General features: G+C 60.0%; 16 protein-coding genes. 4 read left to right on the top strand and 12 right to left on the bottom strand.

Features of this window, described 5'->3' with window-relative positions; genetic code table 11:
* Window positions 1-226: 226 nt before the first annotated feature.
* The 7 genes from ccmA to HMPREF0308_RS06505 form a co-directional block, all read right to left on the bottom strand.
* Complete coding sequence (gene ccmA, locus HMPREF0308_RS06530; RefSeq protein WP_005529899.1) at window positions 227-853, bottom strand: heme ABC exporter ATP-binding protein CcmA; 627 nt, start codon at window positions 851-853, stop codon at window positions 227-229.
* Window positions 854-856: 3 nt separating this feature from the next.
* Window positions 857-2,842, bottom strand: a complete 1,986-nt coding sequence (locus HMPREF0308_RS06525) for a hypothetical protein (RefSeq protein WP_005529897.1) — start codon at window positions 2,840-2,842, stop codon at window positions 857-859.
* A gap of 6 nt (window positions 2,843-2,848) precedes the next feature.
* Window positions 2,849-3,130, bottom strand: coding sequence for a lactococcin 972 family bacteriocin (locus HMPREF0308_RS13260; protein ID WP_101504633.1), 282 nt, complete (start codon window positions 3,128-3,130; stop codon window positions 2,849-2,851).
* A 308-nt stretch (window positions 3,131-3,438) separates the two neighbouring features.
* On the bottom strand, window positions 3,439-3,786 hold the full coding sequence (locus tag HMPREF0308_RS06520) for a TrmH family RNA methyltransferase (protein WP_080548621.1): 348 nt from the start codon (window positions 3,784-3,786) through the stop codon (window positions 3,439-3,441).
* 104 nt (window positions 3,787-3,890) lie between these two features.
* The gene (gene ispF / locus HMPREF0308_RS06515) at window positions 3,891-4,373 is read right to left on the bottom strand and encodes a 2-C-methyl-D-erythritol 2,4-cyclodiphosphate synthase (RefSeq protein WP_005529892.1); all 483 of its coding nucleotides are present in this window, start codon (window positions 4,371-4,373) and stop codon (window positions 3,891-3,893) included.
* Window positions 4,370-5,086, bottom strand: coding sequence for a 2-C-methyl-D-erythritol 4-phosphate cytidylyltransferase (gene ispD / locus HMPREF0308_RS06510; RefSeq protein ID WP_005529890.1), 717 nt, complete (start codon window positions 5,084-5,086; stop codon window positions 4,370-4,372). The genes ispF and ispD overlap by 4 nt, the downstream gene beginning before the upstream one ends.
* Window positions 5,055-5,642, bottom strand: coding sequence for a CarD family transcriptional regulator (locus HMPREF0308_RS06505; protein WP_005529888.1), 588 nt, complete (start codon window positions 5,640-5,642; stop codon window positions 5,055-5,057). The genes ispD and HMPREF0308_RS06505 overlap by 32 nt, the downstream gene beginning before the upstream one ends.
* 218 nt (window positions 5,643-5,860) lie before the next feature.
* On the opposite strand from HMPREF0308_RS06505, the gene HMPREF0308_RS06500 reads away from it, so the two are divergent.
* Together HMPREF0308_RS06500 and radA are read left to right on the top strand one after the other, a co-directional pair.
* Window positions 5,861-6,454, top strand: coding sequence for a hypothetical protein (locus HMPREF0308_RS06500; RefSeq protein ID WP_005529886.1), 594 nt, complete (start codon window positions 5,861-5,863; stop codon window positions 6,452-6,454).
* Between the two features lie 96 nt (window positions 6,455-6,550).
* Window positions 6,551-7,927 (top strand): DNA repair protein RadA, encoded by a 1,377-nt coding sequence (radA, locus tag HMPREF0308_RS06495; protein ID WP_005529885.1) that lies wholly within the window; start codon window positions 6,551-6,553, stop codon window positions 7,925-7,927.
* Here radA and HMPREF0308_RS06490 read toward each other — a convergent pair.
* Together HMPREF0308_RS06490 and HMPREF0308_RS06485 are read right to left on the bottom strand one after the other, a co-directional pair.
* Window positions 7,924-8,640 (bottom strand): hypothetical protein, encoded by a 717-nt coding sequence (locus HMPREF0308_RS06490; protein ID WP_034657103.1) that lies wholly within the window; start codon window positions 8,638-8,640, stop codon window positions 7,924-7,926. The two genes, radA and HMPREF0308_RS06490, sit on opposite strands and share 4 nt — an antisense overlap.
* A gap of 104 nt (window positions 8,641-8,744) precedes the next feature.
* Entirely contained in the window at window positions 8,745-9,371 is a 627-nt protein-coding gene (locus HMPREF0308_RS06485) for a carbonic anhydrase (protein ID WP_005529881.1), read from the bottom strand.
* 47 nt (window positions 9,372-9,418) lie between these two features.
* On the opposite strand from HMPREF0308_RS06485, the gene HMPREF0308_RS06480 reads away from it, so the two are divergent.
* Window positions 9,419-10,282, top strand: a complete 864-nt coding sequence (locus HMPREF0308_RS06480; protein WP_005529879.1) for an HhH-GPD family protein — start codon at window positions 9,419-9,421, stop codon at window positions 10,280-10,282.
* 6 nt (window positions 10,283-10,288) lie between these two features.
* Here HMPREF0308_RS06480 and HMPREF0308_RS06475 read toward each other — a convergent pair whose 3' ends face one another.
* The 3 genes from HMPREF0308_RS06475 to HMPREF0308_RS06470 all read right to left on the bottom strand — a co-directional run bounded on the left by HMPREF0308_RS06475 (window position 10,289) and on the right by HMPREF0308_RS06470 (window position 14,721).
* Window positions 10,289-11,557 (bottom strand): threonine/serine exporter family protein, encoded by a 1,269-nt coding sequence (locus tag HMPREF0308_RS06475; RefSeq protein ID WP_005529877.1) that lies wholly within the window; start codon window positions 11,555-11,557, stop codon window positions 10,289-10,291.
* A gap of 47 nt (window positions 11,558-11,604) precedes the next feature.
* Window positions 11,605-11,775 (bottom strand): DUF4236 domain-containing protein, encoded by a 171-nt coding sequence (locus HMPREF0308_RS13255; RefSeq protein ID WP_005529875.1) that lies wholly within the window; start codon window positions 11,773-11,775, stop codon window positions 11,605-11,607.
* 231 nt (window positions 11,776-12,006) lie between these two features.
* Window positions 12,007-14,721 (bottom strand): ATP-dependent Clp protease ATP-binding subunit, encoded by a 2,715-nt coding sequence (locus HMPREF0308_RS06470; protein WP_005529873.1) that lies wholly within the window; start codon window positions 14,719-14,721, stop codon window positions 12,007-12,009.
* A gap of 248 nt (window positions 14,722-14,969) precedes the next feature.
* Between HMPREF0308_RS06470 and HMPREF0308_RS06465 the strand changes: the two genes are divergently transcribed.
* Window positions 14,970-16,346: a hypothetical protein gene (locus HMPREF0308_RS06465; protein ID WP_005529871.1), complete on the top strand. Its 1,377-nt coding sequence runs from the start codon at window positions 14,970-14,972 to the stop codon at window positions 16,344-16,346.
* Window positions 16,347-16,356: the final 10 nt, after the last annotated feature.

Here is a 16,356-nt window from a genome sequence, read left to right as displayed (position 1 = left end):
TTTAACTCTTGTATATCCCATACCCAGGTCGCCGAGTCTTTGCGCTCGCACAACACCAGCAATTGCTCCTGTGAGCGAGACAATGCATTCAGCAGCTCCCTCTGAGTGGACGCACATTCAACCTGGGTCCAGAGGAAGTAGCGTCTTAGCTCATCGAGTATCGGTTGCTCATCGTCTCGGATGCCTGCGAGCAGACACGGCATATCCGAGTATTTCAATCGCCACACTAAAGCGTTACCTCGCAGTCTGCTTGGTCGGCTACATGCTTGGAATGCGTCGCGACGACGACAACGGCGCCTTGGTCAGCGAAAGCACGGAGGTGTTCAACAACCAGCTGAGCATTGTCCTCGTCAAGCGCCCCGGTTGGCTCGTCCGCCAATACGATTTTGGGCTTGGAAACGAGGATCCTCGCCAAGGCTACTCGTTGTTGTTCGCCGCCAGACAAGCCGCTGACCACACGCTTTTCATAGCCGCGTAAACCAACCTGCGCCAAAGCGCTGTCTAGCGCCTCGTCGAAAGCACGGCGCGAAACGTTACTGGCTGCGAGCTTCACGTTGTCGACAACGGTGAGGTCAGGAACCAAGCCGTAGTCTTGAAAGAGATACCCAACGCATTCGCGTCGATACTTGCGCAGTCGACCTGCCGATAGCGATGCAATGTTGTTTCCATCCCACATGATTGAGCCTTTGTCCGGCGAGATCAGACCGCCCAAGAGGTTCAACAGGGTGGTTTTCCCACTTCCGGAGACACCGGTTAATGCAGTCACCCGGCCAGCCGCAAAAGACCGCGTAAAGCCGGAAAGAATCATTTTTCCCTTCACACTGTAGTGAAGGTCTTCAACCTGAATTTCCATATCCTAATTTCCTTCGCTGTCTGTCCAGCGCATTTGATTTCGCGCACTAATCCACCAGGTCAAACCGATTGAAATACACATCCACACGATCGAAAATGCGACGACAGCAAGAACGGTTGCCGTGGACCACCTGTTTTCAAACCCCATCGACCACGTTGATGGATAGTGCGATTCCAGTTGTTCCTTATGCTCGCGCAAACGATACAAAACCCAGCCGATGGTGGTAACGAAAAAGAATAGCTCGGCCAGCAGAATCTTCCTGCACATCTTCCACGGGCTGCGCCCACAAATGAAGGAAACATAGAGCTCTCGCCGGAACGCCACCTGGAAACTGAAAAGCCCCGCGACGATTAACAAGGAAACCAGTAATATCGCTACGACCGTATTTAACGACCAAAGGCTGAATTGCTCTTTGGCTTCCTCAAGGGACGATCGCCAGGAATCAGCATGCGGTTGTGCCGTGGCGAGCACCTTGCCCACCGTCCCATCTTTCAGCTCACCAACGACAGTTGGCTCGATGGCAAGGAGGACTTTCTGCGAGGCTTTCGCGAGTAAATTCCGGTCACCGATAGCTTCAAGCCCCACTGGTAACGAAACCACAATGGGGTCATTAATTACTGGCCGCAGCTCAACGTCATAGGAAAAGACTTGCCCAAGCGAACAATCTTCTTTCCAGTTAAAATTTGGAACCTTCTTTTTCGCGAGTTCGGCTTCAAATGCAACAGAGTCAATAATCGTCTGTTTGGATTCTTCACTGAGGGCAACAGGAGCACAAACGGTTATGTCTTCTTCAGAAGGGGCAACACCAGCTTGAACGGCGAACCGATGGTTGCTGAGAATAACCGGGGCTTCCAGTTGAGTCGGCCAGGTAAGCCAAAAAGGATCCGCTAAGAGTAGCTTTCCTTCGCGGTCCGCCTGACGCAAGGGCGCTGCAGCTGCAGCCTGTTCTTTTTCATCCGGAGTGATATTCGAGCTCAGGGCAAACTCTTGCTCATTGGCATGTCCGATCCAATACGGTTGCAATTCCTCTCGCGCGGACACCTCAGCACCGGTATCAACCATCTGTGAAAGTGCCGTCAGGCTCGTCAAGAGTGCCAATAGCCGGACAGCATACAGTGCGTAGGTAATTGGACGCGCCCGAACCTTGCCTTTGATGGCCTGCGGGATCGAAATATTTCGAACCAATAACTGCCCGAGCACATAGCCCAGCGCCAAACCTACCCATTGGAGCAACACAGAAACGCCGAAAAAGGCCCAAAACAACGTCGCTTCTGCCCAGTCGTTGTAAAGATACAAGGCCGCCGCAATAAAAATGATCGCAAGAAAAAATGGTAGCCATGTTTGCTTGGCAAGCCGCGTTACATCAAGCCTTAGCGTCTGCGATAGCTTTAGCCCCAAAAGTCTGTGAATGCCGATTTCGCGAGCCCGCACTAGGCAGTGCCCGCCACCCAACACGAGCGCGAGTAGAAAAGCAGCCGCGACCAACAAAGGCAGCGACGAAGTCATGACGAAACTCCAAGTCAAGTTCTGGAGCCCTATCACGGAATACCCGCGCTCCTCCAACCATGTCGTTAGGTCTCGAGCGTCATTTTCTGATCCTTTAATGTTAAAAACTTGGCGCGGTTCCTTAGTCGGAATTTCCGACAATGGATACCAAACAAACTTTTCGCCTCTCTGAAACTTTTGAGACTCAAAGTTAGCTGCACCTGAAGGCAGAGCCGAGGAGTAGATTCGCAGCTCACCATCCGAATCAGCTAGCGAGGCGTAATAAACCGATACGTCAAATCCTGAGTCTCCCGCAAATTCAGAAAGCTCAGGAAACAGTGTTTCTGTGTGACTGTCAGGTTCGAAGTCTTCGATCTGGACAAACTCGTTGCCAAGCCGGTAATCCAGAGTCGATAAGAGGCTGGCTCCGACAAAGGCAATGAATGCGCTACTAACCGTAGAGAGCAAAATCCCTACGGTTAGTAGTCTGACTGAAGTTTTCATCGAGCCTTAGCAGTGTCGGTAGTAGGACTTATTTCCAGAGGACTTCTTGGGAGCTGTTGCTCGTGACCAAGTGTTTTTGTTGACGCAACCGCTATCCGACTTGAAGGTACCAACAGCAGTTGAACCGTGCCGCACCCCATTGTGAAAGTAGTGCGACCAAACCTGGCCACTACCCGTACCGTAGTCCCACGTGCCGCCATCGATATTTACAATCGTGGCCCCAGCGACACCTGTACCGCCCAACGCCAACAAACCTGCGAGAGTTACTGAAACTGCTCGCTTAGACATGCCCACTTTCATAAGCATTCCTTTCTTGAGAAGAATCCGAACTTATAGCGCGCGCTGCTCAAAGATATACGCTGCCCATAAACTGGGTTCAAGTGTCAAAAGTTACCTTTCGCAGATTCATCAACTCCGCGCAAATACCCAGGCCTCGATCCGCAGCTCTCTGGTGGATTGCGGGGCGTCGGCAAGCGTGTGAAAATGCGAGCAGGAGGTCTGGTTTTCCAGGCCTGGGTATTTGCCCAAAAGCTAAAACCAGGCCGGGTAAAACAGCAAAAAGGCGCCGCACAACGCGACGCCCTCCAAATTACCTGTTACTTCGCCGCGCGACGCCGACGAGCGAACTCCGAAAGCACGGCACCGGCGGCGACGGATGCGTTCAAGGACTCAACCCAGGCGGTCATCGGAATGGACACGATGACGTCGCAATTCTCGCGCACCAAGCGGGAGATGCCCTTTCCCTCAGAACCGATGACGATGACCACAGGGTCCTTGCCACCGGTGTAGGTGTCGAGCGTGTGCTCGCCGCCGGCGTCCAGGCCTACGACCTGGTAGCCGGCATTTTGAAATTCCTGCACCGTACGGGTCACGTTGGTCACGCGCGCCTTTCCCGGCAAATACCCAACCCTGGAAACCAAGACCTCCTGTTCGCTTTCTCCCACGCTTTCCGACGCCGCGCTTTTCACCAGGAAGCTGCATTTCTAGGGCTGGGTATTTGCCAAAAGGAGAGGCTGCGGCGCAGGAACGCGCTGGGGCAACCCGCGAATTACTGTTTCCAGACCACCGCCGTCGCCACCGCGGCGCGGCCCTCGGAGCGGCCGGTGAAACCCATGTGGTCGGTGGTGGTGGCAGAAACCGAGACGGGGGCGCCCAAGATCTCGCTGAGCACGCGCTCTGCTTCCTCACGGCGCGGGCCCATCTTCGGCGACTGCCCCACCAGTTGAGCGGCGGCGTTGCCGATGACAAAGCCATGGGATTCGAGCAGCTCACGGCACTCGCGCAGCAGGCGCTCGCCGGAGACATTGTCGTATTCTTTGCGCCCCACGCCCACAAACGAGCCAAGGTCGCCGAGGTTGGAGGCGGAAAGGAGGGCGTCGACAAGCGCGTGGCTCACCACATCGCCGTCGGAGTGGCCCTCGCAGCCGTCCACGCCTTCGAAGAGCAAGCCCGCGATCCAGCAGGGCTTGCCTTCCTCAATCTGGTGAGCGTCCGTGGCGATGCCAACGCGCGGGATGATCGGCTGGGTCATGAGTTCTCCTTGAGAATCGCGGTGGCCAGGGTGAGGTCCATGGGCGTGGTGATTTTCAGCGCTAACTGGTCGCCCGGCACGGTGGCCACGGGCACGCCGAACCATTCCATGAGGCTGGCGTCATCGGTGGCGATGAACTCCTGCTGCCCGGAGAAGTACTTTTCGTTGGCGCCGCGCAGCGTGGCCAAGTCGAAGCCTTGCGGGGTCTGCACGGCGCGCAGTGAGGAACGATCCGGAGTGGAGACAACACGCTCGGCGTCGACGATCTTGATGGTGTCGGAAACCGGCAGAACCGGGATGACGGCGGGAGCACCGTCAAGGACGGTCTGGGCCACGCGCGCGATCATGGCTGGCGGGGTCAGGGCGCGGGCGGCGTCGTGAATGAGCACCACGGCGTCCTCTTCGTCAATGGCTTGCAGGCCGGCCCACACGGAGTCGGCGCGCTCGCCGCCGCCGTGGACGAAGGTGATGGGCAAGGGGGCGTCGGCAAGCAATGCTCGCGCGGTGTCTTCCATCACCGGAGAGACGGTGACCACCGCGCGTTTGACCACGCCACTGTGCGCCATGGCTGCTACGGAGCGTTCCAGGAGCGTGCGTCCCTGGAGTTCAACGTATGCCTTGGGCACTTCTGCGCCTAGGCGCGTGCCTATCCCTGCTGCCGCGATGAGCGCGACAACGGGCTTATTCGTCTTCGTCGTCGAAGGAGAGGTCATCGAGATCGATGTCGTTGTCGATGTCGGTGGTGATGGACTTGTCCTCCACGATGCCCGCGGCGCGGTGGCGCTCGATGGTGGCGTCGATTTCCTCCAGCATGGTGTCGGCCTTCTTCTCGTCGACCGGAGAGGCCAACGCGAGCTCGCCCACGAGGATCTGACGGGCCTTGGCCAGCATGCGCTTCTCACCTGCGGACAGCCCGCGGTCCTGGTCGCGGCGCCACAGGTCGCGGACGACCTCGGCAACCTTGTTGATGTCGCCGGAAGCCAGGCGCTCCTGGTTAGCCTTGTAGCGGCGGGACCAGTTACCGGCCTCTTCAACGTCGATTTCACGCAGGACGGAGAATACCTTCTCGAGGCCTTCCTTACCCACGACGTCGCGAACGCCGACGAGCTCCACGTTCTTGGAAGGCACGCGAACCACAAGGTCAGACTGATTGATCTGGAGCACCAAGTACTCCAGGGTCTCGCCACCCATCTCGCGATGCTCAATATCAGCAATCCTGGCAGCACCGTGGTGCGGGTAGACGACGACCTCTCCGACCTTAAATTCCATTGCCACTCCTTATTAAATGTTCGCGCCGCTAACGGCACACATACAGGGCAACAAGTTTAGCACGCGCCGCACAGCTGCTTGCCGACGCCCACGTCTACCCCCGTATTACCCCGCTTACTACCCAATTGGTTTTCACGAAACTGTGTACTCGGCACGGAAAGGTACTAGGCTAAAGCGTTGATAAGCTTTGTGATCGCAATCTATGGAGGACCCTCAAAGTGCAGCCACTGAAGACCGCCGCCCGTCGCGGTGCCATCATTTCCGTAACCGCCCTGTCTGCGCTGGCATTGGCTTCCTGCTCTGCAGGCCACGTTACCCAGACTTCCGACAAGGTTGCGGCTGTCGACGGTTCCTCCGCTGCCACCGAGGACGGCGCAGTCGCAGTTCGCGACGTCACCATTCAGGTCGAACCGGACTCCGGCGAGACCTCCCTGAAGTTCGTAGCTGTTAACCAGGGCTACGAGGTTTCTGATATCACCCTCGAGTCTGTTTCCGTCGATGGCCAGGACGTTGACCTCGGCTCCGTTAAGCCAATGGCTCGCGACCAGTCCATCATCGCTGACTCCGCGGCTAACCTCAAGGAGCTCAAGAAGGACGAGAAGAACAAGAACGTCCAGTACGTTGAGACCACCCTGCAGAACGAGGACTACGGCTACGCAGGTTCCCGCCCGGTTACCTTCACCTTCAACAATGGCACCATCGAGGTAAACGCTGCTGTTTCCGCTTCCCCACTGAAGTCCGGTGAGTACAATCGCGACTCCAAGTCCACCGAGGGCTACACCACCGAGAAGCCTGAAGCTGGCCACCACTAAGGTTTAAGCTTTCGAAGCCCCGCACTTTCGAGTGTGGGGCTTTGCGTTTGGGGCGGGTAGGTACACGTGTCCGGTGGGTGTCCTAGAGTTACTGGCATGGCAAAGAAGTCCCGTCCCGTCCACACCTGCTCTGAGTGTGGCTACGTCTCCCCCAAGTGGCTTGGCCGCTGCCCAGATTGCGGCTCGTGGGGCACGCTCCAGGAGTCGGCGCCCGCGGCGTCGGCAGGCTCGGCAGCTTCGGCGGCCGTGACAGGGCAGATGGTCAAGGGGCTTACTCCCAGCAGCCCGGCGCAGCCCATCACCAAGATTGGGGCAAGCGCTACCAAGACCATTACCACCGGCATCGGGGAGTTGGACCGCGTGCTGGGAAAGGGCATTGTGCCGGGTTCGGTGGTGCTCATGGCGGGCGAGCCAGGCGTGGGTAAGTCCACGCTCTTGTTGGAGGTGGCCTCGCGTTGGGCGCAGCTAGACCGCAAGGCTCTTTACGTGACGGCGGAGGAATCCACGGGCCAGGTGCGTGCGCGTGCCGAGCGCACCGACGCCCTGCATGACACGCTGTATCTCGCCGCAGAGTCGAACCTGGACGTAGTCTTCGGACACGTTGAGCAGCTCAAGCCCAGCCTCATCATCGTGGACTCGGTGCAGACCATGCACGCCGCGGGCGTCGAGGGCGTGGCCGGCGGCGTGGCACAGTCCCGTGCCGTGACCGCGGCTTTGACCACCTTAGCCAAGTCCACCGGCATTCCGGTTCTCTTGGTGGGCCACGTGACTAAAGACGGCAACGTGGCGGGCCCGCGCGTGCTGGAGCATCTTGTCGACGTTGTGCTCAACTTCGAAGGAGACCGCCAATCCAGCCTGCGCATGCTGCGCGGCATCAAGAACCGCTTCGGCGCTACCGATGAGGTGGGCTGCTTCGAACAGACCTCCGGCGGCATCCGCGAGGTCACCGATCCTTCCGGTCTCTTCCTCTCCCACCGCGGCAGCACGCCCGATGGCTCAGCGGTGACCGTGGCCATGGATGGCGTTCGTCCCATCCTGGCGGAGGTCCAGGCGCTGACCGTGGATCCTGTGGCCAAGAACCCGCGCCGCGTGGTCACGGGCTTGGACTCCAACCGTGTGCCGATGGTGCTAGCAGTGCTGCAGGCACGCGCGGGCCAGCGCACCAATGACAAGGACGCTTACGTTGCCACGGTGGGCGGCGTGCGCATTCAGGAGACAGCCACGGACCTCGCGGTGGCGCTGGCAACATGGTCCTCGCTACACGAAAAGCCGCTGCCGGCTAAGACCGTGGTCATCGGCGAGGTGGGCCTGGCCGGCGAGCTGCGCCGAGTGCCAAACCTGGACCGTCGCCTCGCCGAAGCCGCGCGCTTGGGCTATAAAAACGCAATCGTCCCGGCTGGCAAGGTAGATGCCACCGGGATTCGGGTGCGTCAGGCTGCTACGCTCAGCGAGGCCATCGCACTGCTGAGCTAAGCGTCGTTCGCATCCACGAGGTTGAACGTCTGAGCCGGTGCTGCGTTATCGCCGATGACCACGTGCATGAAGTATCCACCCATCGGCGATTCCTGACGGTCCACGCACTGGCCCGGCTGGGACATCTTGCGCGACCACACGGCTTCGAACTTGCGTGGCTCGCCCGGCTTGAAGGTCTGTGTCTTCCCCTCGACCGGCGGGTAGCAGTCGGTGTCGGTCCACATCTTCTGGTTGGTCTTCAAGTCATAGACTTCGAAGCGCATGGTGTCGGCTTCCAAATCAATGACACAGTCGACGGCCGTGGGGTTGTTGACCTCCATGTAGAAAGTCGGCTGCTCGCCCGGGCCATAGGTTGGCTTGCTGACAGAGCCCGTCAGTTGCAGGTCTGCAAGAGTGCACGTGTTCTTCTTCGGCTCCTCGCTCGGGTTGGTGGCCGATGCCGGGGCGCTGTCTGAGGCCGGCTGCGTGCTCGACTCCTTGGAGCTAGTCGCCTCGCTGGTCTTTTCCGCCTTCGAGGTGGCCTTCGTCTCCGGCGCCGCTGCGGAGCCACGTGCACTTGTCGAAGCCGCCGGAACCGATTCATCCGAGCCGCCAAACATCGAGGTCGCAGCCCACAAGAGCAGGCCCACGACAACCAGGAGTCCAATCAGCGCGGCCACTCGGCGGCGCATGTAGATCTCTTGGGGCAGCGGGTTGCGTCGGTTCTCAGTCACGTTCTTGATTTTAAGGGGCCACGCCCCTAACCTGCACTAACCCTCGCCGCGTGTCTGACTAAATGGCGGGACTCAACTGGGGAGAGAGCGAGTGCAGCACTAAGCTACTGCACACCGTGCAGTACTACGGTCTCCACACTGGAATCCTCCAGCAGATAGCGCAAGCCCACGACGCCGAGGGTTCCGGCGTCGAGAAGCCGGCGGGCCGCAGGCACATCCGCGATGATCTGTGAAACCGTCTGTGCAGTGTTCTCCCGCTCGAAGTCCGGAGTGGAGTCGCGGCCCTCACGGCGCGACTGCAGCGCAGACGCAGCTACCTTCTCAATGATCGGGCGCTGCAGGCCGGTCGGCAGATTCATGTCGCCGTTGAGGAACGCGGAAGCCGCAGCAACCGCGCCGCAGGACTGGTGGCCCATGACCACGAGCAAGTTGGCGTTCAGATTCTCCAGGGCGTAATCCAACGAAGCCAGTACCGCGTTATCGAGGATGTGACCGGCGGTGCGGATGACGAAGGCGTCGCCAAAGCCAATGTTGAATACGTGCTCAATAGGGGCGCGCGAGTCGGAGCACGAAAGCACGATGACGCGCGGATCCTGGCCCTTGGTGAGCCCGGCGCGAATGTGGGCGTCATCGTTGACGGAGATGACGTTGCCGGTTACTAGGCGCTGGTTGCCCGCTTGCAGAGCTTCCCAAACCTTTTGTGGATCTTGTGGAACTTTAGAAAGTGGCATGTCACTAACTGTAGTCCCCTACCACCGCTGTCCTACACTGATTCCCGATGATTGATACCGCCGCCCTCCTCACATGGTTCGACTCCGCCGAACGCCCGCTGCCTTGGCGACGCCCCGGGACCTCCGCGTGGGGCGTTCTGCTCAGCGAGGTCATGAGCCAGCAAACGCCCGTCGCGCGTGTGGCTCCGGTATGGGAGGAATGGATGGAGCGCTGGCCCACCCCGGCGGACTTCGCCGCGGCCTCCCGAGCTGAGGTCCTGCGCGCTTGGGGCAAGCTCGGCTATCCCCGCCGCGCGCTGCGCTTGTGGGAGTGCGCGCAGGAGATTGGTGAGGAGCCGGTGCCAAGCGACGTCGCCAAGCTGCTGGCCCTGCCCGGCATCGGCGAGTACACCGCGCGGGCCGTGGCGTGCTTCCATTACGGACGCAACGTGCCGGTGGTGGACACCAACGTGCGCCGCGTCTACGCCCGCGCCGTGGATGGGCAGTTCCTCCAGCCGCAACCGTCCAAGAAGGAGTTGGCGCAGGTGGAGGCACTCCTACCCGCGGTAAATGGCCCACGCTTTTCCGCCGCGTTGATGGAGCTCGGAGCTCTCGTGTGCACGGCGAAGTCGCCGAAGTGCGAGGAGTGCCCGCTGCGCACGGGCTGCGCGTGGCAACTCGCGGGCTGCCCGCAGCCCAGCGAGGAGGAGCTCACGCGTGCAAAGAAACGCATACAGAAGTTCAAGGGAACCGACCGCCAAGTGCGCGGGCTCATCCTCGACGTGCTGCGCGGGGCATCGGGGCCGGTGCCGCAAAGTTCCATCGACGTGGTGTGGCCCGATGCAGCGCAGCGTTCCAGGGCTTTGGCATCGCTGCTTAACGACGGCCTCGCGGAGCAAGATTCCCAGGGCCTGTTCCACTTGCCGGCTTAATACGCTCTAGTACCTAGAGTCGTGCGGCGGGCGGCTGAAGTCGATGAGTCTGCCAAGCGCCCAATCCCGGTCGGAGAGCAGGCGGGCAAAGACGAGGCCGCAACCGATGGACATGACGACCATCGTCGCGGTGGCGAGGTTCGAAAGCGACTGGTCCATGTTGCCCGCGTTAAGGTGGAATACCGCGCGGAACATCGCGGTGCCGGGAATCATGATGACTGCGGCGGGGACCGTGGTGGTAATGCGCGGCAGATGCATCTTGCGAGCCACCTGCGCGCCCAGCAGGCCGATGATGACGCCGCCCACGAATGCCGCGAAGTAGCTCGTGGTGCCCAGCGATAAAATGCCAAGGCGCGCCATGTTCGCCACCGTGCCCACGAGGGCCGCGGCCAGCACCATGCGGCGCGAGGAGTTAAACAGGAACGCAAAGCCGGCGATGCCTGAGAAGCTGGCGACTACCGCGGCGGCGTACCAGGTGGCGTCAGGAGCTGGGGCAGGCGGGATTGGGGTCAGTTCGGTGAACCAGCTGACCATGGCCACTGTGAACGTGGCCGCGATGATGACGGTGAGCGAGTAACTCAGGCGCGCCATGCCGGCGTCGAAGTCGAAACGGGCCAAATCGATGATGGCGGAGAACAACGGGAAACCTGGTATGAGGAATAGCACCGCCGCCACGTAGCCCGAAGAGAATTCGGCGGGATCCGCCCAGCCGATAAGCGCGAGGGCCTCCGTGGTGAGGAAGTAGACCATGCTCGAGACCGCACCGCCGGCAACGATGCAACCCAGCTGGTGCACATGCCTGTGATGCAAGGCCCAGCGGGTGAACTGCCCGCAGAACGCGGCCAAGGCAACCAGCAGCACCACATAAGACTGGAAGTAGTTAAGTACCGCGAAGGAAGCGCAGGCCACGCCCGCAGCGCTAGCCAGGACCCAGCCGTTCCAGCGCTTGACGACGTGCGATTCGATGTCGTCGAGGAAAGCATCGAGTTCCTCAGCGGTAATGCCGGCATACAGCCGATGGTGGGTGAGGTCCTCGAGGGCCTCGATGCGGGAGGCGTCGACAGCCGGCGAATGCTGCTGCGCCACCACCGTGCGAAATGCGCGGCCCTTGTGGAAGGTGCAGGTAATCTGCGTAACGCCCACGTTGGCGTCGAGCCGGTCGAAGCCCAGGGCACGGGCCGCGCGCTTCATGCCGCGCAGCACGCGGTAGCCGGACGTACCTGCGCCCATGAGCAACATGCCCAAGCGCAAAATGACGTCGGCTTCGATGCCCATCCGGACATAGTCAGGAGTTGGCTCTCGCATGGCTAAAGCGCTGGTCTTTAGCGCCAGCGACCCCGGAAGTTCAGGCCACCGGGCAGGTTGATCCACATGCCGCCGCGGGAATTGAAGGTCACGGGCCCAACTTTGGTGGACATGGATGCCCCGGAGCCGGAGATATTAATCCAGCTATTCTTGCCGGTTTTCTTGCGTGAACGGTATTGAATGCCCATGGTGACAAATTTTAGCGCACCCCCAGTTGCGCTGGCCGCTAGAGTTTAGTGCGTGAAGTTCCCTCGTCTCATCGCGGCCGCGGTACTCACTGCCGCCCTAATTGCCAAATTGTGGGCGAGATGTCAGATTTTTCGCCCACAATTTGGCACTTAGGGCGGCTGCGCAGTTGGCTGCCCCGGGAAAACGACAAAGGTGCCGCCTGCAAGGGGCGGCACCACGTCTAGTTCAGCCTAGATAGGCTGGCCAGCACCGGCAGCTGGCGGGTTATCGTCGTCAGTTGGCTCTGGCAAGACATCGCTGGTGATGGAATCAGGACCGTCGTTCTGCTCTGCCATGAGCTCCTCGTCAGCCTCGCGTACCTCGGCATCCTCGAGTTCCTCCTCGAACGTGCCCTCCGGCAACGGACGCGGGCGCGGGCTGAAGGTAAAGGTCGCAGAAGAGTTGTCCTTGGACTCGCCGTCCCAGTTCTCCACGTCAACGGTGATGATTTCACCAGCACCGATTTCACCGAAGAGGATCTTCTCGGAGAGCTGATCCTCAATCTCGCGCTGAATGGTACGGCGCAGCGGACGAGCACCCAAGACTGGATCGAATCCGCGCTTTGCCAGTAGATCCTTAGCTTTCTGGGTCAGCTCGATGCCCATGTCGCGCTCTGCCAGCTGCTTTTCCACACGGCCAATGAGCAGCTCGACCATCTCAACGATCTGCTCCTGAGTGAGCTGGTGGAAGACCACAATCTCGTCGATACGGTTGAGGAACTCTGGGCGGAAATGCTTCTTCAGCTCGTCGTTGACCTTATTCTTCATGCGCTCGTACTGAGCATCGCTATCCGGTTCGGAGGAACCGCTAAAGCCCAAGCCCACAGCCTTAGAGATATCTTGCGTACCCAGGTTTGAGGTGAAAATCAGGACCGTGTTCTTAAAGTCCACGATGCGACCCTGGCCGTCGGTAAGGCGGCCGTCCTCGAGAACCTGCAGCAAGGTGTTGTAAATCTCCTTGTGGGCCTTCTCAATCTCGTCGAAGAGAACCACGGAGAATGGCTTGCGGCGAACCTTCTCCGTCAGCTGGCCACCCTCTTCGTAGCCAACGTATCCCGGAGGAGCACCGAAGAGACGGGATGCGGTGAAGCGGTCGTGGAACTCGCCCATGTCGATCTGGATGAGGTCATCATCAGAGCCGAACAGGAAGTTAGCCAGGGACTTCGAAAGCTCCGTCTTACCAACACCGGACGGACCGGCGAAGATGAAGGAACCGGAAGGACGACGCGGGTCCTTGAGACCTGCGCGGGTACGGCGGATAGCGCGGGACACTGCCTTGACTGCCTCGTCCTGACCAATGATGCGCTTGTGCAGCTCATCTTCCATGTGCAGCAAGCGGGAAGATTCCTTCTCCGTCAGCTTGAGCACAGGGATGCCGGTCCAGTGTGCCAGGACCTCAGCGATTTGTTCCTCGCCGACCTCAGCGATTTCCTCGAGGTCGCCGGTGCGCCACTGCTTTTCCTTCTCAGCGCGCTCTTCACCGAGTTTGCGCTCCTTGTCGCGCAAGCCGGCTGCCTTCTCGAAGTCCTGGGCGTCGATAGCCGCTTCCTTCTCGCGGCGGACCTCAGCGATGCGGTCATCGACCTCACGCAGGCCTTCCGGAGCAGTCATGCGCTTAATGCGCATGCGGGCACCAGCCTCGTCGAGGAGGTCAACGGCCTTATCCGGCAGGAAGCGGTCATTGATGTAGCGGTCAGACAGGGAGGCCGCAGCCTTCAGAGCCTCGTCAGTGTAAGAAACGCGGTGGTGTGCCTCGTACTTATCGCGCAGGCCCTTGAGGATGAGGATGGTGTCATCCAGGGAAGGCTCGTCGACCTTGACCGGCTGGAAACGACGCTCCAGCGCGGCATCCTTCTCAATGTGCTTGCGGTACTCGTCCAAGGTGGTAGCACCGATGGTCTGGAGCTCACCGCGGGCCAGCTTCGGCTTCAGCAGCGAAGCGGCGTCGATTGCGCCCTCTGCTGCACCTGCGCCGACCAGGGTGTGAATCTCATCGATAAACAGGATGATGTCACCGCGCTGGTTAATCTCCTTGAGGACCTTCTTCAGGCGTTCCTCGAAATCACCACGGTAGCGGGAACCCGCAACCAAAGAACCAAGGTCAAGCGAGTACAGCTGCTTGTCCTTGAGGGTCTCAGGGACTTTACCGTTAACGATGTCGAGAGCCAGGCCCTCCACAACTGAGGTCTTACCAACACCAGGCTCACCAATGAGAACCGGGTTGTTCTTGGTACGGCGGGAGAGCACCTGCATGATGCGCTCAATCTCGGAATCGCGGCCCACAACTGGGTCGAGCTTGCCATCCTTGGCGGCCTGGGTCAGGTTGCGACCAAACTGGTCAAGAACCAAGGAATTGGAGCGCTCGCCCGCGCCGGACGGTGCGGTGCGGCCACCCAGGCCTGCGCCCGCGCCGGCACCAGCACCGACTGGCCCGCCCTGGGACTGGCCGTCGTTTTCACCATTGCCGCCCTCGTAACCAGACAACAGCTGGATAACCTGCTGACGAACGCGCGGCAGGTCAGCGCCAAGCTTGATGAGTACCTGCGCTGCCACGCCCTCGCCCTCGCGGATGAGGCCCAGCAGCAGGAACTCAGTACCGATGTACTTGTGGCCCATCTGCAGGCCCTCACGTAGGGAAAGCTCCAGCACCTTCTTCGCGCGCGGTGTAAACGGAATGTGACCGGTGTGTGGCTGGGAGCCGTGACCGATAATTTCCTCTACTTCGCGGCGGACGTCCTCAAGCGAGATGCCCATGGACTCCAGTGCCTTGGCGGCAACGCCTTCACCCTCGTGGATGAGGCCGAGCAAAATGTGCTCGGTGCCGATGTAGTTGTGGTTGAGCATGCGTGCTTCCTCCTGCGCCAGGACGATGACGCGGCGGGCACGGTCGGTAAACCTCTCGAACATTGCCTTATACCTCTATGCTTTCGCTAATAATGTGTCACCCACTCTAACGCGCCGACTGGACATGCAATTCACGGTTTTTAGAACCAACTCTCCAGAAGGCACCTTTTCCCAGCTCAGGGCACTGTACGCCGGTAGCGAACAGGCCTTTCAGAAGGTTTCTTTACACCTCGCTACTGGAGTTTGACTCGGTTGCCGTTACTCTTAAATGCGAAAAGGCCCAAAACCATTATTTAAAAGGATGAATCCCTGTGAAAAAGCTCCCTGAGTTCTTCTCTACTCAGCATCAACTCCGTCAGCTTTCCGTAATGGACGAATCCTCGGTCTCCACGCTTTTCGGTGTCGTGGACTCCTCTAATAAGCCAATGACGGTCGAGCTTTTTGAGGCCAACCACCGCGGTGCGGTTAAGCAAGCCTCCGCGCTTGCCGACGTCCACCATCGCTCCATCGTCCCGCTCGTCGGCACCGGAACCACAGAAAAGGGCCAAGACTTTCTGGTGCGCGCCGTACTTTCCGGCGAGCCACTTTCTACCTTCACCGGCTCTGGCCTAGGCGCGCAGCACCTCACCAAGACAGAGGCGCTTTCAGTTTTTACTCCTTTGGCCGAGGCAGTGGATTACCTGTTGCAGAACAACCAGACGGGCTTTGCCATGCATGCGCTGCATCCGCGCCGCATCATGGTTACGGGTTCGCGCAGCAATGCGGTGCTGTGTGCGGCAGGCCCGGGCGTGGGCAACGCCACCGCTGAGCAGGTCACGCAGCGCTTTGCGGAGCTCATTAAGTCTGCACATCCGGAGTTCAAGCCAAATTCCCAGTTCAACTCAGCTGGCACGGTTATCGACGCCCTGCGTAACGCCTCTACTTCCACCGGCACCGCTGCAGCGGGAGCAGCTGGTGCCGCAGCCGCAGGTTTTGCTTCCCAGTTCGCCAGCCCGCAAGCTGCGGCACCCCGCGAGCAAACCCACCCGCAGACGCAGCCTCAGCCAGCGCAGCAGGCCCCGCAGCAGCAGATGCCACCGCAGTACATGCCGCAGCAGCAGCCGATGATGCAGCAAGGCCAGTACCAGCAGGGGTTCCAGCAAGGCCAGCCGCAGGGGCAGATGCAGGGCCAACCAAACGGTGCGGGATTTGCTGCACCGGTTGCAGAAAAGAAGTCCGGCTCTGGCAAGAAGACCGGCCTCATCGCGCTATGCGCCGCACTGGCAGTGGTCGTTCTCGCCGCCGCCGGCATCTTCTTCTTCAACCAGTACCCGGGCTGGAACGATGATGAAAGCAACCTCGCAGAGGCCTACCCTGGACTGCTGGGCTCGCGCAGCGGCACCTCCGGCTACGGCGATACCAAGTGCCACCACCGCGAGCCGGAGGAAGGCCAGCTGGCGAAGATCACCTGTGAGGGCGACGACTTAAGCTATGCTGTCGCCTCCTACGAATCCGTGGAAGCCCGCGACGCCATCCTGCCTTCTGATCCAACCGAGCTTTCCAATGGCCAGTGCACCATCCAGAGCTTCGAAGCCCCGAACGCCGAGGAGCCGACCTATTACATGGCAGTGCCTGGCACTCAGTCCGCCTTCATTATCTGGGGTGCAAACGCGGAGGACGCGCGCCTAAAGATGCAATTGTGCGCCTAAAGGAGCAGCA

Source organism: Corynebacterium striatum ATCC 6940, from assembly GCF_000159135.1.
GTDB classification, from domain to species: Bacteria; Actinomycetota; Actinomycetes; order Mycobacteriales; family Mycobacteriaceae; genus Corynebacterium; species Corynebacterium striatum.
This window is presented reverse-complemented; position numbering and strand designations above follow the sequence as displayed.